The 25,610-nt window shown below is 45.1% G+C and carries 24 protein-coding genes; 10 read left to right on the top strand and 14 right to left on the bottom strand.

Going from position 1 to position 25,610, the window contains the following annotated elements; genetic code table 11:
• Window positions 1-84 precede the first annotated feature (84 nt).
• Entirely contained in the window at window positions 85-1,518 is a 1,434-nt protein-coding gene (locus ACYX4N_RS02170; RefSeq protein WP_476055458.1) for a YdgA family protein, read from the top strand.
• 290 nt (window positions 1,519-1,808) lie between these two features.
• Here ACYX4N_RS02170 and ACYX4N_RS02165 read toward each other — a convergent pair whose 3' ends face one another.
• From ACYX4N_RS02165 to yrfG, 4 genes are all read right to left on the bottom strand, one after another.
• Complete coding sequence (locus tag ACYX4N_RS02165; RefSeq protein ID WP_476055457.1) at window positions 1,809-2,936, bottom strand: MBL fold metallo-hydrolase; 1,128 nt, start codon at window positions 2,934-2,936, stop codon at window positions 1,809-1,811.
• A 210-nt stretch (window positions 2,937-3,146) separates the two neighbouring features.
• Complete coding sequence (locus tag ACYX4N_RS02160; RefSeq protein ID WP_476055456.1) at window positions 3,147-4,535, bottom strand: NAD-dependent succinate-semialdehyde dehydrogenase; 1,389 nt, start codon at window positions 4,533-4,535, stop codon at window positions 3,147-3,149.
• Between the two features lie 282 nt (window positions 4,536-4,817).
• A complete protein-coding gene (gene yjjX / locus ACYX4N_RS02155; RefSeq protein ID WP_474856690.1) occupies window positions 4,818-5,369 on the bottom strand; it encodes an inosine/xanthosine triphosphatase in 552 nt (183 codons plus the stop codon).
• Window positions 5,370-5,376: 7 nt separating this feature from the next.
• Window positions 5,377-6,090 carry a GMP/IMP nucleotidase gene (gene yrfG / locus ACYX4N_RS02150; protein ID WP_474803576.1) on the bottom strand — a complete coding sequence of 238 codons (714 nt, stop codon included), beginning with the start codon at window positions 6,088-6,090 and terminating at the stop codon, window positions 5,377-5,379.
• 71 nt (window positions 6,091-6,161) lie between these two features.
• Here yrfG and nudE point away from each other — a divergent pair, with 71 nt between their 5' ends.
• The 3 genes from nudE (at window position 6,162) to ACYX4N_RS02135 (ending at window position 8,286) form a co-directional block, all read left to right on the top strand.
• Entirely contained in the window at window positions 6,162-6,725 is a 564-nt protein-coding gene (nudE, locus tag ACYX4N_RS02145; RefSeq protein ID WP_476055455.1) for an ADP compounds hydrolase NudE, read from the top strand.
• A gap of 3 nt (window positions 6,726-6,728) precedes the next feature.
• Window positions 6,729-7,574, top strand: a complete 846-nt coding sequence (gene cysQ, locus ACYX4N_RS02140; protein WP_014951323.1) for a 3'(2'),5'-bisphosphate nucleotidase CysQ — start codon at window positions 6,729-6,731, stop codon at window positions 7,572-7,574.
• Window positions 7,575-7,701: 127 nt separating this feature from the next.
• Window positions 7,702-8,286: a YceI family protein gene (locus tag ACYX4N_RS02135; protein WP_476055454.1), complete on the top strand. Its 585-nt coding sequence runs from the start codon at window positions 7,702-7,704 to the stop codon at window positions 8,284-8,286.
• 109 nt (window positions 8,287-8,395) lie between these two features.
• On the opposite strand, the gene mdoH is transcribed toward ACYX4N_RS02135, so the two are convergent.
• Together mdoH and ACYX4N_RS02125 are read right to left on the bottom strand one after the other, a co-directional pair.
• Window positions 8,396-10,396 (bottom strand): glucans biosynthesis glucosyltransferase MdoH, encoded by a 2,001-nt coding sequence (gene mdoH / locus ACYX4N_RS02130; RefSeq protein WP_476055453.1) that lies wholly within the window; start codon window positions 10,394-10,396, stop codon window positions 8,396-8,398.
• A complete protein-coding gene (locus ACYX4N_RS02125) occupies window positions 10,377-12,002 on the bottom strand; it encodes a glucan biosynthesis protein G (RefSeq protein WP_476055452.1) in 1,626 nt (541 codons plus the stop codon). Before ACYX4N_RS02125 ends, mdoH begins: the two co-directional genes overlap by 20 nt.
• An 834-nt stretch (window positions 12,003-12,836) precedes the next feature.
• Between ACYX4N_RS02125 and ACYX4N_RS02120 the strand changes: the two genes are divergently transcribed.
• Window positions 12,837-13,391 carry an outer membrane beta-barrel protein gene (locus tag ACYX4N_RS02120; RefSeq protein ID WP_474803560.1) on the top strand — a complete coding sequence of 185 codons (555 nt, stop codon included), beginning with the start codon at window positions 12,837-12,839 and terminating at the stop codon, window positions 13,389-13,391.
• A 92-nt stretch (window positions 13,392-13,483) separates the two neighbouring features.
• Here ACYX4N_RS02120 and ACYX4N_RS02115 read toward each other — a convergent pair whose 3' ends face one another.
• The 4 genes from ACYX4N_RS02115 to ACYX4N_RS02100 are packed head-to-tail and all read right to left on the bottom strand — an operon-like array spanning window position 13,484 to window position 17,291.
• Window positions 13,484-13,717 (bottom strand): YheU family protein, encoded by a 234-nt coding sequence (locus tag ACYX4N_RS02115; protein WP_025257266.1) that lies wholly within the window; start codon window positions 13,715-13,717, stop codon window positions 13,484-13,486.
• Between the two features lie 58 nt (window positions 13,718-13,775).
• A complete protein-coding gene (locus tag ACYX4N_RS02110; RefSeq protein WP_118491212.1) occupies window positions 13,776-14,810 on the bottom strand; it encodes a hydrolase in 1,035 nt (344 codons plus the stop codon).
• Between the two features lie 20 nt (window positions 14,811-14,830).
• On the bottom strand, window positions 14,831-15,337 hold the full coding sequence (locus ACYX4N_RS02105; protein WP_476055451.1) for a TIGR02444 family protein: 507 nt from the start codon (window positions 15,335-15,337) through the stop codon (window positions 14,831-14,833).
• Complete coding sequence (locus tag ACYX4N_RS02100; RefSeq protein ID WP_476055450.1) at window positions 15,318-17,291, bottom strand: ATP-binding cassette domain-containing protein; 1,974 nt, start codon at window positions 17,289-17,291, stop codon at window positions 15,318-15,320. Before ACYX4N_RS02100 ends, ACYX4N_RS02105 begins: the two co-directional genes overlap by 20 nt.
• Window positions 17,292-17,409: 118 nt before the next feature.
• Between ACYX4N_RS02100 and ACYX4N_RS02095 the strand changes: the two genes are divergently transcribed.
• Window positions 17,410-17,616 carry a YheV family putative zinc ribbon protein gene (locus ACYX4N_RS02095; protein ID WP_012520152.1) on the top strand — a complete coding sequence of 69 codons (207 nt, stop codon included), beginning with the start codon at window positions 17,410-17,412 and terminating at the stop codon, window positions 17,614-17,616.
• A gap of 178 nt (window positions 17,617-17,794) precedes the next feature.
• On the top strand, window positions 17,795-18,904 hold the full coding sequence (locus ACYX4N_RS02090) for a DUF748 domain-containing protein (RefSeq protein ID WP_476055449.1): 1,110 nt from the start codon (window positions 17,795-17,797) through the stop codon (window positions 18,902-18,904).
• A 119-nt stretch (window positions 18,905-19,023) separates the two neighbouring features.
• Here ACYX4N_RS02090 and ACYX4N_RS02085 read toward each other — a convergent pair whose 3' ends face one another.
• The 3 genes from ACYX4N_RS02085 to ACYX4N_RS02075 form a co-directional block, all read right to left on the bottom strand.
• A complete protein-coding gene (locus ACYX4N_RS02085) occupies window positions 19,024-19,182 on the bottom strand; it encodes a hypothetical protein (RefSeq protein WP_012520154.1) in 159 nt (52 codons plus the stop codon).
• A 238-nt stretch (window positions 19,183-19,420) separates the two neighbouring features.
• Window positions 19,421-19,669 (bottom strand): SlyX family protein, encoded by a 249-nt coding sequence (locus ACYX4N_RS02080; protein ID WP_474803538.1) that lies wholly within the window; start codon window positions 19,667-19,669, stop codon window positions 19,421-19,423.
• 9 nt (window positions 19,670-19,678) lie between these two features.
• The gene (locus tag ACYX4N_RS02075) at window positions 19,679-20,611 is read right to left on the bottom strand and encodes a WD40 repeat domain-containing protein (protein ID WP_476056408.1); all 933 of its coding nucleotides are present in this window, start codon (window positions 20,609-20,611) and stop codon (window positions 19,679-19,681) included.
• Window positions 20,612-20,808: 197 nt separating this feature from the next.
• Between ACYX4N_RS02075 and fkpA the strand changes: the two genes are divergently transcribed.
• A complete protein-coding gene (gene fkpA, locus ACYX4N_RS02070) occupies window positions 20,809-21,594 on the top strand; it encodes an FKBP-type peptidyl-prolyl cis-trans isomerase (RefSeq protein WP_118491202.1) in 786 nt (261 codons plus the stop codon).
• Between the two features lie 264 nt (window positions 21,595-21,858).
• On the opposite strand, the gene ACYX4N_RS02065 is transcribed toward fkpA, so the two are convergent.
• Window positions 21,859-22,128 carry a hypothetical protein gene (locus ACYX4N_RS02065; RefSeq protein WP_179985024.1) on the bottom strand — a complete coding sequence of 90 codons (270 nt, stop codon included), beginning with the start codon at window positions 22,126-22,128 and terminating at the stop codon, window positions 21,859-21,861.
• Between the two features lie 174 nt (window positions 22,129-22,302).
• Here ACYX4N_RS02065 and greB point away from each other — a divergent pair, with 174 nt between their 5' ends.
• Window positions 22,303-22,788, top strand: a complete 486-nt coding sequence (greB, locus tag ACYX4N_RS02060) for a transcription elongation factor GreB (RefSeq protein WP_476055448.1) — start codon at window positions 22,303-22,305, stop codon at window positions 22,786-22,788.
• 178 nt (window positions 22,789-22,966) lie between these two features.
• Window positions 22,967-25,333 carry a Tex family protein gene (locus ACYX4N_RS02055; RefSeq protein ID WP_476055447.1) on the top strand — a complete coding sequence of 789 codons (2,367 nt, stop codon included), beginning with the start codon at window positions 22,967-22,969 and terminating at the stop codon, window positions 25,331-25,333.
• The last annotated feature ends 277 nt before the right edge of the window (window positions 25,334-25,610 follow it).

Below are 25,610 nucleotides of genomic sequence, written 5' to 3'. Positions count from 1 at the left end.
TACTAAACCCAATTAATATCACAAAATGCGCCCTGGTTTTTATACCAGGGCCACTAGGAAACACACTCAACAAAGGATTGTACAATGAACAAACCTCTTTTAGCTGGCGCTGGCGTGACTTTAGTTGCGCTTGGTATTGCCCCTTATTTTATCGGTTCTAGCGTTGAAGATAATGTTAACGCTGCCGTAAACGGATTTAACGAACAGGCTGTATATTCAGCCGAAGTCCTTTCGTACGACAAAGGCTGGTTCTCAACAAAAGCGGAAATCAAACTTGCTATAGACTTTCAAGCACTTTTCAATGCGCAAAATGTCGATGCAGCAGAAATGCCTTTAGACGAAAACCCTAACATTACCGCTACTTTGGTTGCGCATCACGGTCCTGTGTACTTTGGTGACGGCGTTGGATTAGGGCGCGTTCATTATACAGTGTCGATTGATGGCGATGAATTAAGAGAATACGTTCAATGGGATGCGCAACAGTCCATCTATTATAATGAAGGCGTGGTTGGTCTATTTGGCAGCCTAAGCTATGAAGATGTCATTCCGGCCCTTAGCGCAACTAATGAGGAAGAAGGCTTTACCCTACTGTTTTCAGGCTATACGGGTGAAGCGAAGCCTGATGGAGGGCAAACCTTATATACGTCCTCGGGCGAGTCGCTAAGTATTAACGCCGATGAGTTTTCGATGAAAATGGCTAATTTATCTATGGATGTAGCCTATGACGGCAGCATGATGGAAGCTTTCAAGGGCGAATTGTTTGAAACTAAAATTGAAGCGCTTATCGAAACCATGGAAGTATCCGGCCTTGAAGCGGGCGCTACGGTGCAGCTAGAGAATATTGCACTGATTACAGACACTAACATTGATAAAGATAACAACACCGCCAATGTGTACGTAGAATACGCCATTGATAAGGTCGTGGGGCCAGAACTTGAAGCCTCTGATATGGTGTTAGGCGTTGCCCTAAACAACTTAGACGTAGACTTCATCGAGGCTTATCAAGACTTTAGCAACACATCTTTAATGATCCCTTCTGAAGAAGTACCCGCTAAAATGATGGAGTTTGTCGAAGCTAACTTACTTCCACAGCTGAAAGCCGAACCCGAACTTAACATTACGACGCTGAAAGCGACGTTACCTGAAGGCTCGTTTAGTGCCCATGCGAATACTAAGCTAGTAGGCATTGATGCGCTACCGGGTACCATGGAAGATGTGGCTTATTGGGTAACACACCTCATGGCTGATGCACAAATAGTTGCTGATAAGGCCTTTGCACAGAGCGTAGCGTCTGGCTATATGATGGGTCAATTGATGGCAACACCACAAGCGCAAAACATGTCAGCAGAAGAACTCGAAGCCGCAGTAGAGCAGCAAACACCAATGATGTTAAGCACCTTTGCTCAGCAAGGCTTGATAAAAGAAACCGAGAAGGGTTACGAGACAAAACTGGAGCTTAAAGACGGTAAAGCTAGCGTTAACGGCACGCCTATTCCACTGCCTTTTGCACCTCAGTAACAAGTAGAACAGTATTTTAAATACCCGAAAAGCAAAGTACGGTTAAGAGTACGGTTAAGAGTACGGTGAAAAGTACGGTTGAAAGTGCGGTTAACACAATTCTCTATTTGCACTAAGTATTGACTGACTTAGTCTGAATTAAACATGCCCAAATTAAAAATGCAGAGCTTAAACGCTCTGCATTTTTTTTAAGTCGCCCCATTCTACTCAGCTTTAAACATCCAAAACCCATAAAAACCAAGCCCCTTGTTACAGGCTACCGTAGCTAAGTTTTCTACTTGAGACTGCGGCTAGTTTTCATCAAGCAGCTTAATATTCATCAATTCTTGAGCAGCGTAGACACGTCCTTCGGCTACAACTGTAATAGCCTCGGTAAGCGCATCTAAGCCCGATTCGCTGCGCTTCATAATATGAGACAGCACAATGCGTTTTGCTTTAGACTGCTCGGCAATATCAATGATTTGTGTTGGTGTCATATGCAGGTTCTTCGCAACGCGCCCCGCGTTATCGTCAATCGCATTGTGCAGCACTAAAAGGTCGGCGTTTTTAGCAAAGCGCGCTAGATTTCCTTCTTTATCGTTAGTATCGCCAGAAAATACCGCTTCACACCCGTTAGCCTTAACCTTCCACGCAAGAGTGGGTATAGGCCCGTGATTTACCGACATAGCTTGAACACTAATTTCACTACTCACCGCGTATTCAAAGGGTTTCTCTAGTGTGGCGTTTGCAACGCTTTTCGCCGATATTGTGTAATCGTCTTGACCTTCGATAGTGTAAGAAGATAGATATTTAAACGCGCCTTCCTCGCCAATTAACGATGACACATAGGCGTTAGTAGAGGGCATAGTTTGGTTGCCGTCTGGTCCCATAACCCATAAGTCTTTTTCGCGATTGGTGAAATAGCCACCTTTTACGAAGCTGGGTAAATCCGCGGAATGGTCGGTGTGTAAGTGGGAAAGTAGAATCACATCAAGTGATTCAAATGACGCGCCAGCGGCGCCGAACTGAACACTGCTGCCGCTGCCAGCATCTATCAACACACGAGCTTTATTTTTTACCCAGACCAAATAAGCGCTAGAGGTTCTTCCATCATCCAATTCAGGCCCACCCGACCCTAGTACCTGCACGGAGACATTACCGCAAGCCATAGAGGTGTCGCCTTCACTCTCGCTTTTTGCACTATTTGTTTGTTGAGACGATGAATGAGGTGAAATATCAGATTGCGGTGAAGCATGAAATAACTCACTTGACGATGCCTGCGCCCCAGAAGAAAACGCCAGAACAGCAGTAGCGGCTAGTATACTTAGCGAGCCTTTGCACGCCTTACCGCTTTGCTTCGCGCGCTTAATGGACCTCTTGTTGTACTTAATGTCAGCACTTAATCCTATACCGCTTATCTGTCTTTGTAAGACCTTCATCGCCATCATCCTATATCGCTTCATAAGAATTTATACATTTATATCAAAGGAAAAGACCGAACATGGGTGAAAAATCATTCAATGAAAGCTCTGTGATAGCGAAGAAAGGTTGAAAGTAGGGCCGTAGACATACAAAAATGGGGCACGTATGACGTACCCCATTTTTTAACTCATTATATTAATTAGCTAATGGCTTTACTTAACTAATGATCACTCCGCAGCGTTCTCCGCTACCATAATGGTTTTGATATTTACGAATTCACGCATACCATAACCACCGTGCTCACGGCCATAACCACTGTCTTTTACACCGCCAAAGGGTAGGTTCGGCTGCGCTAAAGAATACCCGTTAATGTTTACCATGCCGGTGTCAAATTCGTCTTTCGCTAGGGCAACAGCTTTATCCGTATCAGTACTAAAGATGCCGCCGCCTAAGCCGTAGCGCGAGTCATTTGCAACTTCCATCGCCTGTTTATCATCACGGGCACGAATTAACGACGCAACAGGGCCAAACAGTTCATCATCATAAGCCGGCATACCAGATGATACGTCTTCAAGCACAGTTACTGGGTAAAAGTAGCCATTAGAGTCTGGAATTTCACCACCAAGAGTGAGTTTCGCCCCAGCTTCCACTGACTTTTTCACTTGCTCATGAAGTTCATCTCGCAAGTCTTCTCTGGCCATAGGGCCAAGATCAGTGTTTTCATCCGTTGGGTCACCCACTTTAAGCTTCTTACACTGTGCTACGAACTTGTCTCTAAACTCGTCATAAACGCTATCCACGATAACGAAGCGTTTAGCCGCTACGCACGTTTCACCGTTATTGATAACACGACCTTGAATACACATTTCTACTGCTTGGTCGATATCAGCATCTTCAAGTACTAAGAAAGCATCGTTACTACCAAGCTCCATTACGGTTTTCTTCGACAAACTCGCGGCTTCTTTCGCAACTTGCTTACCTACCTCATCACTACCGGTAAAAGTAACACCGCGTACGTATTTGTGCTTGATTAGGTCACTTGCCGTACCGCCATCAATTAATAACGACTGATATACGTTTTTCGGGAAGCCAGCATCTTCGTACATCTGCTGAATGGCTTGTGCCATACCAAACACGTTTTTAGCGTGTTTGAGTACTGTCGTATTACCTGCCATGATGTTTGATACGCTGTAGCGAATAACCTGATAAAGAGGGAAATTCCAAGGCTGTATACCCAGAATAACGCCAATAGGCTGGTAAGTAATGATCGCACGACCACCTTCAAAAATACGGTGCTCGTCTTCTAAAAATGATGCGCCATGCTCCGCGGTATATCGACAAATTTGAGCACACAGCTGCACTTCTTGCTTACCCTGCGCCGTCACTTTTCCCATTTCGCGGGTCATTAGGCTGGCAAGGTCGTCAATGCGCTCTTCCATTAAATCGGCAAGGTTGTTAAATAAATCTGCTCGAGTTTCAAATGACGTACGGCGCCAGTTCAAATAGGCTTCTTGAGAACGTGTTACCGCCTGTTCAGCTTCTTCAGCTGACATCAAATGATAATGATCGATCTTTTCACCTGTAGCAGGGTTGTAGGTATTAATTGTCTCACTCATTGTCACTCTCCTTAATCCGTTTGTTAAAGTGAAAGTGCAACTAGAAAGCCAAATTGCAAAAAAAACTTTTTCCTCAATAAAATCAGGAGTATAGACAAAATCCACAGCAAAGATGGAGTCTGAGAATAAAACTGGAATTAGAAAAGATTACCTATCGTAGTAAAGATTTCAGAGCGAACACTTCAGGAAAAAGTAGGCAGCCCTCAAGGGGATTACTTTTGTTCGAGGGCCGATATGCTGCGTTTGGTAATGGCTAATTTAGTGAAAGGAAACTTAACCTGACTAGTCGGTATATAAGTCTGGAAAATGAAACTTCGCCATAGCAAGGGTCAGCGCAACTTCGTAAACACTTTGACGCGAAGCATGATTTAAAGTTAGTAACCCTATAGCGCCGCCTTTTTGCTTTATATTTACCGTATCAAAGAGTTTATCCATAACCGGTCCAAGCTCTTCGCCACGCTGTAGCGCCTGATATACGCTCACAGGAAGGGGCAGACTCGCACTTCGTGTTACCGACCAGTGGCCTTCATGGTAAATCGCCACATACGCAAAGGTTGCAGGGCCATCTTCAAATACATCTACACCACCTTCAATTGCCACATACCATGCATCTGTTAAACCGCCTTGATGATGAGCCAGCATGGCCTTCACGCGATTAATAGCACCTAGGCGCGTTTCATCCTCGTTCATTGGCTGTTCGGGCACGCCGCTTGGCACAGCCATGCCCTGGGCGTCAAAGTCGTGCTCTAGTGTGTCAGAGAGTGTATTGAGCGCAGCATTTATTTTTACCGGATTCAGCGACCCTACAAAAATTGTGTCAGATACCATTTGCATTTGTCCTTTAAAAACGTTCTTTTGCAACATCACCCACTGGGCTGCGTTTAATATCTTCTAGCATTAAACGGTAATCACGTACTGCTGGAAATTCGCTAATATTGCGATTTGGCAAGGTACTATCAGGGTTATCTACAGCAAGTAAATGTTTAATACCGTACGTCTGTGCCGCTTTCAAAATAGGCAGTGAGTCATCGACAAATAAGGTACGGCTATTATCAAATTGCACTCTCTTTTGTAGCCGCTCCCACAAAAGCTGAGACTCTTTGGTAACGCCAAATTCATGGGTAGAAATAAGGTTGTCGATATGCGCATCAAGTTGGGTATGCTCTATTTTAAGCGCCAGACTGTTTGGATGCGCATTGGTTACTAACACTACCTGCCTACCTGAGTCATGAAGTGCATCAAGGAAGGGAATGGTATCGTCGCGAAGGGCTAGCAAGTGCGCCAACTCTCGTTTCAGCGGCATAAACTCATTTTCTAGGTCCAGTGCTAGAGTTTCAGCCCAGTAGTCTAAACAGTACCACTGAATTTGCCCAAATACTGACTCATAACGCGCGCTCATTTCCTTTTGACTCTCGGCCTCAGAAATACCTTTTATTTGAGCTAACCGTTTTGGTAAATGGTGCAGCCAGAACTGGTTGTCGTAATGAAGGTCTAACAAAGTACCGTCCATATCTAGCAGTACAGTTTCTATTTCATTCCAGGGCAGAAAGGGCAAGCGATTTTCCTTATAATGAAGTAAGCTAAGAAATTGTATACAAGTATGATAACAAAGTTGTAGCGAGAGACATGCCAAAAATCGATCCGAACAAACCGTTACCACACATTCATTCTCGTGAAATCGTTGCGCAAAGCAAACTCTTTAGGGTAGAACGCTTAGACCTTGAGTTTTCGAACGGTGCTACCCGTGAATTCGAGCGGATGGCGGGCGGAAACCGGGGTGCTGTAATGATAGTGCCCATGCTTGATGAAAATACCATGGTGTTGATTCGTGAATATGCAGCCGGTACACATTCGTATCAACTAGGTTTTCCTAAAGGCTTAATAGACCCAGGCGAAACAGCTATCGAGGCAGCTAATCGCGAGCTACAAGAAGAGGCTGGCTATGCAGCGAACGATCTTATAGAGCTCCATAAGGTCAGCATGGCCCCTACGTTTTTCAATGCAAATATGACCATCGTTTTGGCCCGCGACTTGTATCCTAAACAGCTTGAAGGCGATGAACCCGAGCCTCTTGAGGTGATTCACTGGCCTTTAGATGAAGCAGATGCTTTACTTGCACGAGAAGACTTTGTAGAAGCACGCTGTATAGCCGCGCTGTTTTTAGCTCAAAAGTGGTTTAAGGAACAATAAACAATGCCCGACGACGCCCATGCCGACCTACTAGAACTAGCGAAAGAAATTGCCATCGAAGCCGGTGAAGCCGTATTAGAAGTATACGATAAAGGGGAGTTTGACGCTTATCAAAAAGACGATGAGTCTCCCGTTACCAGCGCAGATTATTTGGCAAACGATATCATCAACAAGCGCTTACAAGCCGCGACACCTGATATCCCAATCCTCTCAGAGGAAAACAAACACGCAAGTCTAGAAGAGCGAAAGCATTGGCCTCGATACTGGTTAATCGATCCCATCGACGGAACCCAAGAATTCATTGCTAGAAGCGGTGATTTCGCAGTAAACATTGCGCTAATAGAGAATAATGAGCCAACTATCGGCGTTATTTTCTGGCCTCCAGGACAATCGCTGTATTATGCGCAAAAAGGCAAAGGGGCGTTTAAGTCATCACCTGATGGCGATCACCCAATAAGCGTACGCAAGCTAGACGACCCTAAAAATAGCGTGGTGATGATTGCAATTAGCCGTCGCCAGTCAAGAGAGAAAGTACTTAGCAGAATGTGCGCTAAGCGCGTATACCAAACCCTTCCACTGGGCAGTTGCTCACTGAAAGCGTGCTTTATTGCCGAAGGCAAAGCTGATGTGTTTATGCGCATTGGTATCACAGGTGAATGGGACACCGGCGCATCTCAATGCATTGTTTCTGAAGCTGGCGGGAGTATCGCCGCGGCCAACTTCGAGCCGCTTACGTATAATCAGCGTCATTCGCTGGAAAACCCAGATTTTGTAGTAATGGGCGATCAAAGGGTGCCATGGCAAGACGTAGTCCAGTATGATGACTTTGTAAACCCACATCAGCACTAGCGCGTATTATTTCTTTAGCGCAGTGCAATAAACCTACGTATAATAGCGTAGTAATGTTGCTGGGCCACATTACTCTGGTATTGGTTAAATCAAGCCAGATGGAACCAAAAAGTAAAAGGAGTAACCTATGATGACTACACGTATTCGCACGTTATCTGCAGCATTGCTCGCATGTGGGCTAGCATTCCCTGCCGCAGCCGACTGGTCAATAGACGGCGAGACAAGTGCGCTGCATTTCTTATCAACTAAGAATGCACAAGTCACTGAAGTACATAAGTTTGATAGCTTTGACGGTACCTTGTCTGATAGCGGCAAGCTCTCTGTGGCGGTAGACTTATCGTCAGTTAATACAGCCATTGATATTCGCAATCAGCGAATGCAAGAGATGCTTTTTAATGTGAGCAAATATGCACAAGCTAAGTTTGAGGCCGATTTACCTGAGTCGATGATGAGCCTGAAAGCGGGTCAAGTTGTTAACGGGAAAGTAGATGGCATTTTGATGTTACATGGAAAAGCCGTTCCTACATCATTTGCGGTTAAGGCGAGTAAAGTAGACGACGATACGCTAACTGTATCTACTACTGCTCCGACCCTTATTAAAGCAGAATCTTTCGGCCTTGCTGAAGGCGTAGCTGCGCTACAAAAAATTGCAGGGCTAAAGAGTATAACGACAACAGTCCCAGTGACGTTTTCCGTTACCTTTACGCAATAGAATACAGCTATTGCTAGGGTCTATCGATAAGAGTTAGGCAGTGGTAATAAATCAAAGCATAAAAAAACCGCACGAAAACGTGCGGTTTTTTTGTTTTAAGGGCTTGTTTCTAAGACTGATGTAGCCTGTTAGGAAGTCTATAACGCATAGGTAATGGCTTTTGACTTAACGCTTGCTCTGGCATACCTTGCCACACGTTCTCAGGAAGGGCAGGTACTTCTGCCTTATATTGAGAGACAGTGAAATATCCCATCGCAACACGTAAACGCTTAAGTGCTTTACATTCATTTACTTCCTGATCAATGACAAACACGCCCCACTTGCGCATCGCTATGCCTAGTATATCACTGCTTGTTAAGCGGATAACCGGTGCAGCCAACACCATGCCAATTAATACAGGTAGCAGCCACATAAATAACGACGGGGTGAAATAAAAGGTAGTGACGCCCCACGCTACCGCTAAGCAGCTCATAATTTGCGTGTGTTTAATTGCAACTTTCCACGGCACTTTTCGCCCTTCGCGCTCTTGCGCTTCCCATTTAACTGAGTGGCCTATAAAAACACTGATCACAAAATAGCTGTGGTAGAACATCATCAGCGGCGCAATTAGCACAGCCATGGCTAATTCAATTGCCGCGCCTTTTAGTAAAGACCACGCCCCACCAAACTCTTCGCGACGTTTCATCAAAGCCAAGGTAATACCTAAAAGCTTAGGTAAGAATAGTAAGGCGGCGGTACCCCACATGGTTACCATCATCATGTCTTGGCGTGCTACCTGCCAACTGGGGAAAAGCTGATACTCAGATACGAAGAACTCTGGCACTGACGTGGCGCGAATTAATGCATCTGCGGTACCTAGTGCCAACATACAAAACAGTATTAGCGAAGAAATGTACGCAAACGCACCAAATAAGAAGTGCAGACGGTTCGCCATTTTAAGACCTTTCACCTTCAAAAGCCCTAAATGCTGTATGTTGCCCTGTACCCAGCGACGGTCGCGAATGGCGTAGTCTACAATGTTACTTGGCACTTCTTCATAACTACCTGTTGTGTCGGTAAGTAGGTAAGCCTGCCAACCGGCACGGCGCAAAAGCGCAGCTTCAACAAAGTCGTGGCTTAATATTTCGCCACCAAAAGGTGCACGACCTTCAAGTGTGGGTAGACCGCAATGCTGCATGAAAGGGGCAATACGAATAATGGCATTGTGCCCCCAGTAGTTTGCACTGTCCGTTTGCCAAAACGATAAGCCTGTTGCCAACATTGGGCTGTAAAGATGAGCGGCAAACTGCACGAAACGACCAAAAAAGGTGTTTTGACGTACTGGCATAGGAATAGTCTGCACTAAGGCCGTATCAGGGTTTTGCTCAATACGGCGGGCCAGGTCCTGCATACGCTCTCCGGTCATTACGCTATCGGCATCTAATACAATCATCGACTCGTAATTTGCACCCCAGCGTTCGCAAAACTCTTTAAGGTTACCCACTTTTCTGTGCAGGTTTTGCTCGCGACGGCGGTAAAACACTTGGCTAGAGAATGCTCCCAAACGCTTTTTCAATCGAGTAAAAGCGCGTAGCTCAGCATCCGCTTTTTCCATGTCACGGGTGTCGCTGAGCATATAAAAATCGAAATTCGAACTGTTTTCGCTTTCCATTAACTCGCGAATACAGGCTTCGAACCCCACCATAATACGGCGGGTATCTTCGTTATAAACCGGCATGACTACGGCGTGTTTTTGCTTTAACGGCGACGAAGCATCTGGCTTTACTTGGTTTCTGCGTAAGCTCAGTGGATCTATATTGAAAAGCTGTAAAAAGAAACCAATGATACCCGTCCAAAACGCCATGCACAGCCAAGCAAATAGAGTCAAACCCAAGCCTAACTGCGCAATTTCTAGATTCGTAAGGCCGTTCGGTAAAAATATCTCGTATAAGCTCCAACCGGCCAATGCCGTGCTTGGAATCACTAGCATTGCCATGATAAACAAACGCATATGCTCTCCTTTTAAGATGAAGTGTGAAGCACGTGCAGTGCTGTCACGTTTAATCTGAGGCACGGCTTTAGCCTCGTTCGATACTGATGTTTGAGGACGATTATTTTGGCTGGTAGACATAATTCCAAACCTCGCTAACACGCTTTCCGTCTTTTTCAATGTAAGCGCGCATATCTACCGTTTGCTTTTCTTTCGGCTTAACAAAAAAGGAAGCGCGCCACTCTTGGCCGTCGGCTACAGGATAAAGGCGCTGTTGGGAAATCGTTCCGTTGGTGCCCTGCACAACAAGCTTCATAGTTTCATTGTTAAAAGAAATGGCAGAAGGAGCACTGAAGTCCACATTGAACTGGCGGGTAGTGTTCAAGCTATCATCTTTAAATTCATCGCCTGGTAACACGGCCTTTCCCTGACGGGTACGCACAACAGACGCTAATTCGCTTACAAAAGGGCTTTGCTCTACCGTCTTAAGGTCGTAAGAGAAGTACAGGGACTCACCGGATTTAAATGGCTTTTCAGGTGTCCAGAAAGCCACGATATTGTCATGAATTTCAGACTTAGTTGGTATTTCTACGACTTCTAAACGGCCTTTCTCAAAGCCGGCTTCTGGGGTAACCCATAGCCCAGGACGTATATGATAGTTGGCCTCAGCATCAAGGTAGTTACCCCACTCACCGTCGCGTTGAAGCATGCCAAAGCCTTTTGGATTTGTATCGCTAAGTGACGTTACTTGAAGGCGTGCTGGGTTAGTCAGTGGACGCCAAATCTCTTCACCCGCATGAGTTACCATTAGCACACCGTCGCTGTCGTGCACTTCTGGGCGATAGTCGTCATGGCGCTTCTCTGTGTTTTCGCCATACAAAAACATACTGGTAAATGGCGCAATGCCTAACTTATTCACGTCGTCGCGAGCAAATAACCAGCTTTCTACCTTTACGCTGGTATCGATATCAGGCTGGATAACAAATTTATACGCACCTGCAACAGAAGGACTTTCTAAGCGAGCATAAATAGTAATTGGCTTGCCTTCACCAGGCTCGATAACCCAGAACTCTGTGAAATGAGGGAACTCTTCACCTTTCGCTAACGCGGTATCAATTGCCAAACCGCGTGCTGAAATACCATAAACTTGATTTTTACCTACCAAACGAAAATATGAAGCACCGAGGAATACAGCAAATTCATCTTTGTACTCTTCGTTTTTTATAGGGTAGTGAACACGAAAGCCTGCAAACCCTGACTTTTCATCCGTTAACCCAGCTAACCCCGACGCAGACCCGTCGTAGTTAAACATATCGCTGTTAAACGCTAAGCGCTCAGGCTTGTTGCTTTCGCCAATAGTGTGAATGGTAACGGGGTACTCATATAAAAAACCCGGATGAAAAAACTGAAGTTCGTAGTCGTTCTCGCCGTGCCAAAGACTTTGCTCAGGCTTAAAGCGAATAGAACGATAAGTGGTGTAATCAATCTCTTTTAACTTGCTGTTTAATCCGTGATCGTCTTGTTCATAGCTTTCTGTTGCTGATTTGCGAGCAGCATCAATTATAGATTGAAGAACGGGTGATGCTTTTAGAGGCTGATTGTTGTCATTAACCTCGACAGCGCCTGCTTGGTGAAATGCAAATAGGGCAATAACGCTGGTCATCGCCAAAAGAATGCGAGACAGCTTTCGATGCTGAATCGCATTAGTTTGTAAATCTTTTCCGAAAATTGAAACTGGCTTAGCCATTTGTCCTCTCCTTATGAAAACAATGGTTATCCAGATGCTCGTCAATCTCTTAACTTTATCGCTTAGCTATGTATAGCTAGCAACAGAGTATCTGCTGCTTTAAAAGCGATGATGAGAAAAAGTATTCATTGAAACCATTCAAGAAAGGCGCTCTATTCCTTTCCTTATTCACTGGTATCGCGAAAAAAACCGAATTCCGTGCCTGTTGGCAAAAGTGAATGCTGGATAACACACAGGTACTTCAGCAAAAGCTGTTCCAACACTAAAAAGACGGGCTAATTTATTATATTTACATTTATTTACAGTCACTTAAAAGCATCGACATTGAAGTTAGTGGGCAATTTCCTTGTTGTAAATTTGTCCGATGATTTAGACAAAAGTTTATCTGTTGTTTTTTAGAGACAGTTCCCCATGCCAATATGTTTACTTTTTAAACTCCACCCAGACATTAGCAGCTTAGGTATTCATATAACGCTTCTTCTTATTTTTTAATTTCTCTATATTTATTAGATAGATGGATACCTCCAATTTGAATTTCAGCTGAGTTTTTTTCGCAGTTGGCAGACGCTTTGCACACCGCCATGTTGATAAATACATCGGACACGATTTCTGAAAAGAAATAATTGAGATGACATGAAGACGTTTTTGGCTTTGTGTTCATCAACCAAGTAGCCCACTGCGGAGCGATGTATAAGAGCAGAGCGATTTAGAAAGACAGCGTATTTGCAGAAGAGCAGCGCGTTTTAGAAGCGCTGACTTGTGACACGCTTCGCAAACACATTGAATGTTTGCGTTGCAGAAACTGGGCTACTGAGCATACTAAGGAGTTATCACATGCGTAAATCAATCACACTTATTGCAGCGACACTTACTGCGGCAACACTTCCTCTTACAGCAATGGCCGACAAACCAGACTGGCGTTACGTAGAAGGTGGTTACACCAAAATGGACTTTGACGACAACGAGTCTTTCGAACCAGACGGCCTAACCGTTAATGGTAAGTACCTGTTAAACAGCAACTGGTACTTAAACGGCGAGTACAGCTTTTTTGAAGAAGGTAACTTCGACTTCGATATGCTAACCCTAGGTGCAGGTTACCGCTTACCTGTAAACGCCACAACAGATGCCTATTTTGGCGCTAACCTAGAGCGTGTTGATGGTGACATAGATGATGAGACAGGCTACAGCATTAATGCAGGTCTTCGCTCAATGATTACAGAGCAGGTAGAGCTTGCTGGTGAAGTGGGCTACTACGATGTAGATGATGGTGAAGCGACATTCAAAGTAGGCGCTAACTACTACATCACGCCACAGTGGGCAGTTGGTGCAAACTACAAAATCATTGATGATTTAGACATTATGCAGGTAACTGCACGCTACGCTTTTTAAGCCTTCCTCTCCTCAGGTAGGTAGCCGGGTTGCTCGACCCGGCTTTTTTGTGTCTGCACTTCAAGAAGACGGCTATTCTTTCGCTTCGTTTTTTATTCAGCTGTGTCGCTGGGCTCAATATCTTCTTTTCTTTTTATATCCACACTTTCGTGGAGCTCTGAGTATACAAGTACTGCCTCGCCAGATTTTAACCTGTCTAGCACCTGCTGCACTTTTACCTCTAGCTCAACTTCCTCAGCGCCATAGTCGGTGCCTTCGCGTAATACAAAAGACTCAGCCAAGCTATAAAGCGTATCGGCTTCTAATGCGTCGATGGGAATTATCATTCACACTCCTGGGAAAAACGTTTTATAAAACTTAAACGACACCAATATCACCTCAGTATTAGCGACTAACATAACCACAGGTTGAGTTTACCGGTAACGCTTCGCTAACGAAGCGCTTTACGCGCTCGTGCAGCCAAACCTTCGGGTTTAATACAGAGCCTTGCATGAAGCCGACATGACCGCCTCGTTCGCTCAATTCTACGGTGACGTTACGCGCAAGTTCCTCTTCTTTTGGCACAATTAAGTGGTTCATGAAGGGGTCATCGATGCTATGCAATACTAACGTTGGGCAGTGGATGGCACTTAAAAAGTGATACGCGCTGCACTTTTCATAATAGTCTTGCGCATCTGCAAAACCGTGCAGGGGAGCCGTGATCTTTTCGTCAAATTGAGTAAAGCTAGTAATGCCTTCTACATCACTTTTTGTAAGCTGAATAAGCTTGCGATAATCAATGTATTCCATCTTCTTACGCAAAGTATCTTTCATGCTAGTAAGTAAATACTTTTGATACACACGAGAAAAACCCTGATTGATTGACTTAGCGCACTCAGATAGTTTAAGCGGAGAAGAGATGGCAACCGCCGCCTTCAGCCACTTTTGTGCAGGGTTTTCACCTAAGAGTTTCAACAACATATTACCGCCAAGCGAAAAGCCAATAGCCACCTTGGGAATACGTGGAAATTTATCGTGCAGCCACTCTAAGAAAAAACTAGGGTCTTCCGTTTCGCCACTGTGATAAGCGCGCGCTTTTAGGTTTGGCACACCGCTACAGCCGCGATAATGCATCATTACCACCTGCCAACCATTCACAGACAGTTGGGCCATCATATCGTTCGCATAATGCGACTTGATGCTGCCTTCCAATCCGTGAAACATCACCACTATCCCTGATGTCTCTTGTGGTTTGGGGCCCCATGCTACGTCAACAAAATCGTCATCCGGTAAGGTTAAACGCTCCATGTTATAAGAAAGGGGTAAGCGCTTTTGAATAAAACGCGGCCATATGGTTTGCACATGTCGGTTCTTTGCCCATCCTGGCACTTTAAAGCTACTTTTTATTATCTTTCCATGCGATAGCGCTGATTTGCTCATTGTATTTTCTTATTGTGTTTTTACGATAATTGATTAACCACAAGGCTCACTAACTGGCGCGCCTCGTTGTTGTCGCGTAACTCGTATGCATTAATGAACGCAGCAATAGACGCGTTAAATATATTCGTTGACGAGGCCTGCTGACCCAAGTGCGTAACCGCCTGCTCATTAAAAGACGTAACAATGTCTCGCTGCTGTTGCCTTTCAAGCTCTAATTCTTGCGCTTTGAGTGCATCGTAGGATGTTTGCTCACCACCTTTCTCTGGGCTTGCTGCTTTGCGCTTCTCGCGATGCTGCTTTAACTTTTCGTCAGTGCTCGCTGATGCCGCTATAACCGATTTAAGCTGAGGCAAATTTATAATGATATTATTCTCTAAACACCAGCAAATCAGCAAGAGAACGTTTACATTCACCTTGTGGTTATCTTGAAGCAGAAGCGCGAGCGGTGCCATATCACCTTTCGTATAGCGAGATACGCTGTACTCCCAAAACACACTGCTTTTTATATTAGGCGCTGACACTGTCATACTCTTCTCGTTTTTGCTCTATCTGCTCTTGGGCATCTAGCCATGCCATTTCTTCCTCTTCAAGCTGTTGCTTAAGCTCAGTTTGTTTGTCGAGCAAGCCCATGAGTTCTGCTTTTTTGTCGTCGCTGTAAAGTGAGGTATCGGCGAGTGATGCTTCTACCTCTGCCAAGGCGGTACTGCATTTCTCCATGGCTTTTTCGTGTTTTTCGATGGCTTTTTTAAGTGGCGCTACGCTTTGCCTGAACTCGGCTTCGCGGCGCTTTTCTTCTTTACGATCTAACTTGCGTTCTGGCTTACTGTGCGCTCCTGCCTCTTTCTGCGCGCCGTTTTTAGCGTCGCTGTTAGCACCTTTAGCCTCGCTGTTGGCCTTGGCTTTTTCTGCCGCCTGCTGTTTTAGGATCCAGTCGCGATAGTCATCCAAATCGCCTTTAAATGGCTCAACTTCACCGCTGTCTACCAAATAGAAATCTTCACAAACCGAGGAAAGTAAGAAGCGGTCGTGCGATACCAGCACCATAGCGCCTTCAAAACCTTGAAGAGCAATATTAAGCGCGTGGCGCATTTCTAGATCTAAGTGGTTGGTAGGCTCATCCAGCAGCAATAAGTTAGGTTTTTGGTAGACAATTAGTGCCAACACCAAGCGCGCCTTTTCGCCACCTGACATAGGTGCCACGGGTGCCAATGCTTCATCGCCGTTAAATCCAAAACCGCCCAGGTAATCGCGAAGCTGCTGTTCAGTAGCTTTTTCATCAATACGCTGCAAATGTAAAAGGGGTGTGGCATTAGCGTCTAGTGTTTCTAACTGGTGCTGGGCAAAATAGCCAATCTTCAGACCTTTTGCGGTATTGAAAATCCCCTGCTTAGGCGCATGAACACCCGCTAACAGCTTGATTAACGTTGACTTACCTTGCCCGTTTCTACCTAGAAGACCTATTCTGCTGCCAGGTACTAAATTCAGTTTTACCTGTTGAAGCACTATATGGTCATCGTACCCCAGCTGTATTTTTTCCATTTGAACCAGAGGGTTAGGAAGTGCAGTAGGCGGAGCAAAGGAAAAGCTAAACGGGCTAGCCATATGGGCTGGCATTAACGTTTCCATTTTCTCTAGCTGCTTAATACGGCTTTGCGCTTGCTTCGCTTTACTAGCCTTGGCTTTAAACCGCGTAATAAAAGAGTTTAGATGGGCTACCTTTTGCTGCTGCTTTTCATACTCAATGTTTTGTAAGCGTATACGCTCAGCACGCTGGGTTTCGTAAGATGAATAATTACCTGTGTAAGTAACAAGCTTCTGTTGCTCAACACTGATAATTTGCGCCACAGTATCATCGATAAATGCCTTATCGTGAGAAATAAGCAGCAAGGTACCTGTATAGCGTTGAAGCCATTTCTCTAACCAAATCACGGCGTCTAAATCTAAGTGGTTAGTGGGCTCATCAAGCAGCAGTAAGTCTGAAGGGCAAAGCAGCGCTTGAGCCAGGTTTAGGCGCATACGCCAGCCACCAGAAAAGTCACTGACTGGCGCGCTTAACTGCGCATTAGTAAACCCTAGGCCGGAAAGTATAGTCGCTGCACGTGATTCCACATCGTAAGCCCCAGCCTGCTCTAGTTGCCCATGAATTTGGCCAATCTTTACGCCGTCTCCGCTTTTTTCAGCGGCGTCTAGCTTAGCCTGTAAATCACGTAAATGTTTGTCACCGTCTATCACGTAATCTATCGCAGTTCGATCAGTCGCTGGCGTTTCCTGAGCCACGCTCACAATTCGCCAATCGCTGGGTACGCTGCAATCTCCGGCATCGACGCTTAGTTCACTGCGCAACAGAGCAAACAGCGTGGACTTTCCGCAGCCATTGCTGCCTATTAGCGCCACTTTGTGGCCTGGAAAAACCTGTGCCGACGCCTCTTCCAGCAGCATTTTGCGGCCGCGAAGTAGCGATACATTTGAAAGCTTAATCATGACTAACCTGTGATAGAACAATCTAGGGCGCGTATAGTATCAAAAACTTAAGGTAAAAGCTGATCAACACATACCATTTCAAGGTATAATACTAGCGAAATTCCCCAAAGGTGTATGTATGTCAAAACGTGTAAAACGTCGCTTTGTAGCAGGGGCTACGTGCCCAAAATGCCAAGAGCTAGATACTATTTCGTTATATTTTGAAAATAACGTGGAAAAGCTGGAATGCGTCGCATGTGGGTACAACGAAGCGCAAACCGACGAAAAGGTGAGTGCCGCTACGCGCTCTAACGAAAACGTGATTGGTATCTTTAAACCGCACTAGCATTCCTACCCACATCTCAGTAAATCTTACCCTTAAGCCTGTGTAACACCTTCTCATACTGTACTCAGGCTTTTTAAAACCTTCTCTGGGCATCGCGCCACTAGCGGCTAACGCCCTTACCGAGGAAAAACGCTCTCCAAGGCATGTTTTTTGTATTCCTTTCCCTAAGGAGTGAAATATGAAACACGCTAAAAAACGATTTTGCTATGTAGTAGCAGGGCTATTGCTCATGCTCATCGCGTCCAGGTTGTACCTTCCTTATGCCGCAGCCACATACATTAACAACACACTAAGCCAATCGGACCAATACGATGGTCGAGTGGGCGATGTTGATTTAATGCTATGGCGTGGTGCTTACAGCTTAGAATATGTGTTGCTGTATAAAGCGAATGGACAAATAGATAAGCCACTGTTTAAGGCTGACTATGTGGAGTTTACACTTTCGTGGTCACAGCTTTTTAAAGGTGCAGCCGTTGGCAGAGTGGTGGTAAATTCTCCAGAAATTAACTTTGTAGACGGAAACACGGAAAAAAAGAGTCAGTCGGGTAAGAACGAAAACTGGCTGTCTATTGCCGACCAATTGTTTCCTCTACGTATAGACAAACTCACCATTAACGAAGGGAAAATTGCCTTTCACAATCCAGATACCTCTCCGGCTATCGATATTGCGCTGCACGATATTCATCTTGAAGTGAATAATTTGGTAAACAGCGACGACTTATCAGACACCCGCGTAGCCTCAGCTACTGCGAATGGCCAGACTGCGGAGCAAGGGACTATTTCATTAAACGCCAAGCTTAATCCTGCAACCAAAGCCCCTACTTTTGATCTAGACATTAAAGCTGACAATGTGGGTCTGGTGAATTTTAAAAACCTGCTTGATACTTATGCGCCTTTCGACCTAGAAGCCGGAACGCTTACGCTTGCTGCCGAGGTCGCGTCTAATGAAGGGCAGGTAAAAGGCTATATAAAACCTATTTTGCATAACGTTGAAGTATTTTCTTGGAAAGGCGACATTGAACGTGACGGAGACGGTTTTGTTGAAGGCAGTATTGAAGCAATTTCCGCGTTTATCACTGAACTGTTTGAAAATCAGAGCCAAGACCAAATTGCCACGCGTATTCCCATTGAGGGCGACTTATCTAGCCCAGAAACACAGACTTGGGAGGCGTTTACGGCGATATTGAAAAACGCATTTATTAAAGCATTTCAAGGCGATGTGGAGGAAAGTGTAGAGCTCGACAGATTGGAGTTAGACCGACTAGAGAACCCTGAGGGGTCTAATTAAAAACGCAGAATTTTTCTTACGCTGCTAAGGGCTGATTTAACCGCTAAGGGCCTATATAACGCTGAAGGCCCATATAACCGCTGAGGGCTTTGCACGAGCCCTTAGCAGTTTAGATAGTGTTATATAGTACAGCTATCACCACAATCGTTGGCACCGTCGCGCATGCCTTCAATTTCTTGGCTTTCCTGCTTGTCTTTTTCAGCCTGCTTTTCGGCTACTGACTGCTCAACTGAGTCAAAATCGATGCTGTCAAACGCATCCATATCAAAATCACTCATAACTACTCTCTTATTTGTTGAAGATAAGGCTCGGTATTACTTGGGCCTGTGCAATTGCGCGCAAGTGTAATTCAATTAGATTATCAGGATAAATGCAGTCTTAGCCTAACTCATAACAAGATAAACTAGTGTTTAACCCGAAGCCTCATAAACGGTTGATTTTACTAATTTGTCGACTGCCTTTGAGGCGCCTCTTTCAAACCAAAAAAGCGCCTATACCACTCAAGAATGGCTAAAATTAATAGTGCGGAGGCGGGGTTTCTTCTGATTGCTTAGCAATATTAGACGGTTCTATGCTTTTAACACGGTCTATTACGTGACTTACTTTAAACGCTAAATCATCGAGTTGCTTTTGTTGTGAAGCCAACGCTTCATTAAGTGCCTCGATAGTGTGTTCTTGAAAGGCTACTTTCATCTGTAACTCTTCAATATAGCTATTGGCGCTATCTATTTGCTGTTGTAACTGCTCAGCGCTTTTGTTTGTCATGTAAATTCTCTATCTCTCTCGTTGCCATTCTTCGGCAAGGCCACTGCTACTTATAGACAATATATTATCATTGGGAAGGAAGCCGACGCCATAAACAACTGCGGTTGGCGGTGAAATTGACTCTCTCGATGCGACTTGAATTGACTGAACTTGCTCGCCGTTTTTCAAATTCCAAAGATAAACCTTCCTGGCTGGTGATCCTGTTAGTAAGTACTGGCCATCTTTTGAAAATTCGACGTCGGTGAAGATTTTTTGTCGTGATGCAAACTTCAGTGAAGTTACGGGCTGCCCGGTTTGTACATTCCACACTTGCGACTTACTTTGACTGTCGGCAGTAAAAGCAAATCGGCCTTCATCGTCCAGCGCAACCTTGGTTACTCGAGTGGGGTGCGTGAAGGTGTGGATAATCTGCCCAGTGTCTGTACTCCATAAATAGGCAATATAGTCATTGCCACCAGTAAGGGCAAACTTGCCATTCGGTGAAATATCAATGGAATTAACTTTTTCCTGATGCCCAAAAAACTCAAGTCTGCGAGAGGTGCGCGGCTCAAAATACATCACTTTACCATTTGAGCGAGCGACGAGTATGCCATTTCCATTATTGGTGACTACCACATCGCGAATAGAGGATTCATCTATTCGCCAAAACCCTTCTGGTTCGCCAGTTTCCAAACTCCACAGAGCAAACGCTTCACGGTCGGCAGTGACCACATAGCGCTTATCTGCACTGATGTGCACTGACATCACTAGGTTGTTACCTTCCCCTTGATGACTCCAATGATAGAGGGGCTCGCTCTGCCCAATTCGCCATACATTGACACCATTATTCACGCCAGACACTACAGCTAAGGTGCCGTCGTTGGATATATCTGCCGCGTAAGCGCCCTCTTCTACATGACGCCACTGCTGTATTGGCGTAGTATCAGGGACAGAACATCCCATGGAATTGCCAATAAGTAAGGTGAGTAACACTATTCTATGGAACATTTGAGGCCTAAACATAATCAAATGGGTTTCGCTTTGTAAACGCTAGGTTTAACATAGCATGGATCACGCATCTTTAACTATCGTGCAAACTGCCTTAGATGCAGCAGTATAGACATAGACGCATGATGATAATAATTAATGGAGACGTTTTTATGCAGAAGTCGCTCGTTGCCTTATCTACTATCGCTGCGCTAGGCCTTTTCGCTTGCCAGCCAAACACATCTGATGAGGCCGCTTCTACAAGCGCTGATAGTGCAAAAACAACTGCTGTTGCAGCAGAAGAAATGACAGATACACAAAAGCAAGCTTACGCCATGGGCGCGAGTATGGGTCTGTTCGTTAGCAACCGTGCCGAACAACAAGAGCAGCTTGGTTTAACCCTAGACCAAGATGCGCTACAACAAGGCTTTAAAGACGGCCTGAACGACACCCTTAAGTTTACGCCAGAGCAAATTCAGCAAATCGCTCAACAGGGCGAAGAAGTATTGCGTGCTAAACAGCAAGAAATGGCTGAACAAGCGGCTGAGAAAAACATTGAAGCAGGTCTTGCTTACCTAGAAGAAAACGGTAAGAAAGAAGGCGTGACCACAACAGAGTCTGGTCTTCAATACGAAGTACTTGAAGAAGGCGAAGGCGCAAGCCCAGAAGCAACAGACATGGTAAAAGTTCACTACCGTGGTACCTTGCTTGATGGTACAGAGTTCGACTCTTCTTATAAGCGCGGCGAGCCAGCTGAATTTCCTCTTAATCGCGTAATCGCGGGTTGGACTGAAGGCGTACAGCTAATGAAAGAAGGCGCGAAATACCGCTTCCACATTCCATCAGAGCTTGCTTACGGCGCACGTTCAACAGGCGCAATCACGCCTAACTCAACGCTAATTTTTGATGTTGAGCTTCTAGAAGTGGTTAAACCTGAAGCCGAAGCGCCAGCTGAATAAGCTAGAGTTTCAGAAAAGAGAAAGCCGACGCTATGCGTCGGCTTTTTTGTTTTAGTGAGTCAGCGTGATCCTTGCTTACCTTTTCCCTACGAGCTAGTGGATTTTCACCACGCGCGTACCCAAATAGTAAAATGGGTTATTCAATATGCTTGGTGCCTCGAATTACACTTTAAAGCTTAGCCTAAAATTGAAATATTTCACGGCCCTAACAAAGGTTTTTAGGAACAATTAAACCTTAAAAACTGGGGCTTAAAACTAAAGGTTTTAACGGTTAGGTGCGCGTCGTCTCTCCGTATGGACTTTAAACGTCGCAAAATGATTAAGCAGTGAGTGCCCTACTTTATACATGGCACACGCTAAGATAAGGTATATCACGGTTCGTACACTATTTAAGCGAACAACTATATCAAGTAAGGCATACAACAATAACAGCGCGCCGCTTAAAAACAGCATAAAACCTATGATAGTGCCGCTGGTTTGAAGCGGATCGCTTCCCGACCTTCGGCGGTTCAACACAGGCATTCTGTTACGCATTCATTTCCCCTAATGGCTAGTATGGTATTGATACTACGACACTGACAGAAAGGTTTATGTTCAATAATTATTCAATCTGTCTGTTTTGTCACTTTTTACCTTATCGAAAGATTGCGTTTTGCCTTATTACCCACATAAAGTAGGGGTAATTAGCTGGATTATTTATAGGACATTGTGAAAACACCGCTTATCACTCGAAAAGGCTATTCAAAGCTTAAACAAGAACTGGATTTCTTGTGGCGTGAAGAACGGCCAGAAATCACTCGCAAGGTAACTTGGGCAGCCAGCCTGGGCGATAGGAGTGAGAATGCTGACTACCAGTACAACAAAAAGAAGCTTCGCGAAATTGACCGTCGAGTTCGTTACTTACGCAAATGCTTAGAGAACCTAAAAGTTGTTGATTATGATCCACAGCAAGAAGGAAAAGTGTTCTTTGGTGCTTGGGTTGAAATTGAAAACGAATCAGGCGCAGTTATGGAGCTTCGCTTAGTTGGCTATGATGAAATATTTGGCCGTAAGGACTACATCTCCATTGATTCACCCATGGCCCGTGCTCTACTTGGCAAAGAAGAGGACGATGAGTTTATTGTTAAAACTGAGGCGGGTACTAAAGAGTGGTGGATAAACCGTATTTGGTATGACGCAACAGACAAACTTTAAACAAAGAGATGGTCTTCTTAACTACCCAGTTGTAACACAATGATCAGACGACTTTCCCTACACCGCGGTGATATACTCACCGTTCTTATTTTCACTACTAACGCTGTGTATGTAAGCCTGTCACACATCGTTTATTCGCCATTGCCTAACGCGAACTTTTAGTATCTTAGAGCGACTTATGATTACCAATAAAATTGCAGAAGAGCTTAGCGTTCAACCCTCGCAAGTAACTGCCGCAGTAAAACTTCTCGATGAAGGGGCAACCGTTCCTTTCATTGCCCGATACCGCAAAGAAGTAACCCAAGGCCTTGATGATACGCAGCTGCGTAATCTAGAGCAGCGTTTGACCTACTTACGTGAGCTAGAAGAACGCCGCGACGTTATTCTTAAATCTATCGAAGAGCAGGGCAAACTTACTGACGAACTCAAAAGCAGCATTGCCGGTGCTGACAGCAAAACAACCCTTGAAGACTTGTACTTACCGTATAAGCCTCGCAGGCGTACTAAAGGACAAATTGCTATCGAAGCAGGTTTAGCGCCGCTAGCCGATGCATTGTTTAGCAACCCTGACACAGACGCTGAAAGCAAAGCGCAAGAGTTTGTTAATGCAGACAACGGCGTTGCTGATACTAAAGCCGCGCTAGAAGGTGCTCGCTATATCCTTATGGAAAGGTTTGCTGAAGATGCTGCTTTGCTAGCGAAAGTGCGCCATTACCTTACTGAAAATGCTCACGTAAAAAGTACGGTTGTACCAGGTAAAGAGCAAGAAGCAGCTAAGTATAAAGACTATTTTGAACACAGCGAAAAATACAAAAAAGTTCCATCGCACCGCGCATTGGCCATGTTCCGAGGTCGCAATGAAGGCATGCTTCATATTCAGCTAGATGCCGACCCACAATCAGAAGAAAAGGGACCATCTCATTGCGAGCACATTATCGCAAGCCACTACGATATCATGCACCGCGGTCGTGGCGCTGATGATTTCTTAGCTCAGGTAGTGCAGTGGACGTGGAAAATCAAAATTGGTCTACACATGGAAACTGAGCTATTCAGCGCCCTTCGAGAGCGTGCTGAAGAAGAAGCCATTGAAGTATTTGCTAAAAACTTAAACGACTTGTTGATGGCTGCACCTGCAGGTGCAAAAACCACTATGGGTCTAGATCCAGGTTTAAGAACAGGCGTTAAGGTAGCGGTAGTAGACAGTACAGGTAAGGTGGTAGCGACGAATACCATATTCCCACACGCACCGCAAAATCAGTGGGATAAGTCTATTCGCACACTAACAACCTTGTGCAAACAATACAAAGTAGACTTAATCAGCATTGGCAACGGCACAGGTTCCCGTGAAACCGACAAACTTGTCGGTGAAATGCTTAAGAACAACAGCGAACTTACAGCACAGAAAATTATGGTAAGTGAAGCTGGCGCTTCTGTGTATTCAGCGTCTGAGCTTGCCTCTAAAGAGCTGCCTGATCTGGATGTTTCAATTCGTGGAGCCGTGTCTATCGCACGCCGCCTGCAAGACCCACTCGCAGAACTAGTTAAAATTGAGCCTAAAGCCATTGGTGTAGGCCAGTATCAGCACGACGTAAGTCAAAGCCAGTTGGGCAAGTCCCTTGACCGTGTTATTGAAGACTGTGTAAACGCTGTTGGCGTTGACCTAAACACGGCATCGCCTGCCCTATTGAGCTATGTATCAGGCTTAAACAAAACTCTAGCGCACAACATTGTTAACTTCAGAGACACTAATGGCGCTTTCCCAGACCGTAAAGCACTATTGAAAGTTGAGCGTTTAGGGCCTAAAGCCTTCGAGCAAGCGGCGGGTTTCTTGCGTATTGTAAACGGCACCAACCCACTTGATGCCTCTGCGGTACATCCCGAAGCATACCCAGTGGTCGATAAGATCGTTGATACGACTGCTGTTGCGGTTAACGACATTATCGGCAATACCGAGTTGCTCAAAAGCTTATCGCCAGATACCTTTACCAGCGATGCATTCGGTTTACCTACCGTTAAAGACATCCTTAAAGAGCTCGACAAGCCAGGTCGTGACCCTCGTCCTGAATTTAAAACAGCGGCGTTTAAAGAAGGCGTTGAAACTATTAACGACCTGAAGCCAGGTATGATCCTAGAAGGCGTAGTGAGCAACGTAGCTAACTTTGGCGCGTTTGTTGATGTGGGAGTACATCAGGATGGACTGGTACATATTTCAGCACTGACTAACAAGTTTATCTCAGACCCTCGTGAGGTTGTTAAAGCAGGCGATATCGTTAAAGTAAAAGTGCTTGAAGTCGACGTACCGCGCAAGCGTATTTCCTTTACCATGCGCTTAGACGATACACCGAGTCAGAGTAATAATACCGCTGGCGATAGCTCTTCAGGTAAGGGGGCTTCAGGTAGAGGTGCGAATAACCAAGGGGCTGGGCGTGCCAATAGCAAAGCAAATCCGCGCTCAAACAAGGGAGGCGGCAATCGCAACAGCCAGCCTCAAAACAGCGCCATGGGTAATGCCTTTGCTGACGCGTTTGCTAAAGCGAAAAAGTAGATAGTAGCGATTCACAACAATTTAATGTTGCTTATAGTGGGCCTGTCATTGACAGGCCCTTTTTTATCACGCTTTCATTTAGCCTGTCGTTTTTTTCTACATTATTTTGTGGCACATTAGTTTGTAGCGCATAGAAATTCTATATGCCTAAATACTCTTTAGCCAAGAGCACCAAAATAGAGAATACCGAAACAATAAAAAGGTGTGGGTCACACCGAAACCGAAGTTCGTATATTGATATCGTTTAGCGAGACCGTTGACACGCGGTCAGTGCCTT

This window comes from Alteromonas sp. ABH4_452, assembly GCF_056311825.1.
Note: the sequence above shows the minus strand (reverse complement) of the source record. Positions and strands in the feature narration are given on the sequence as shown.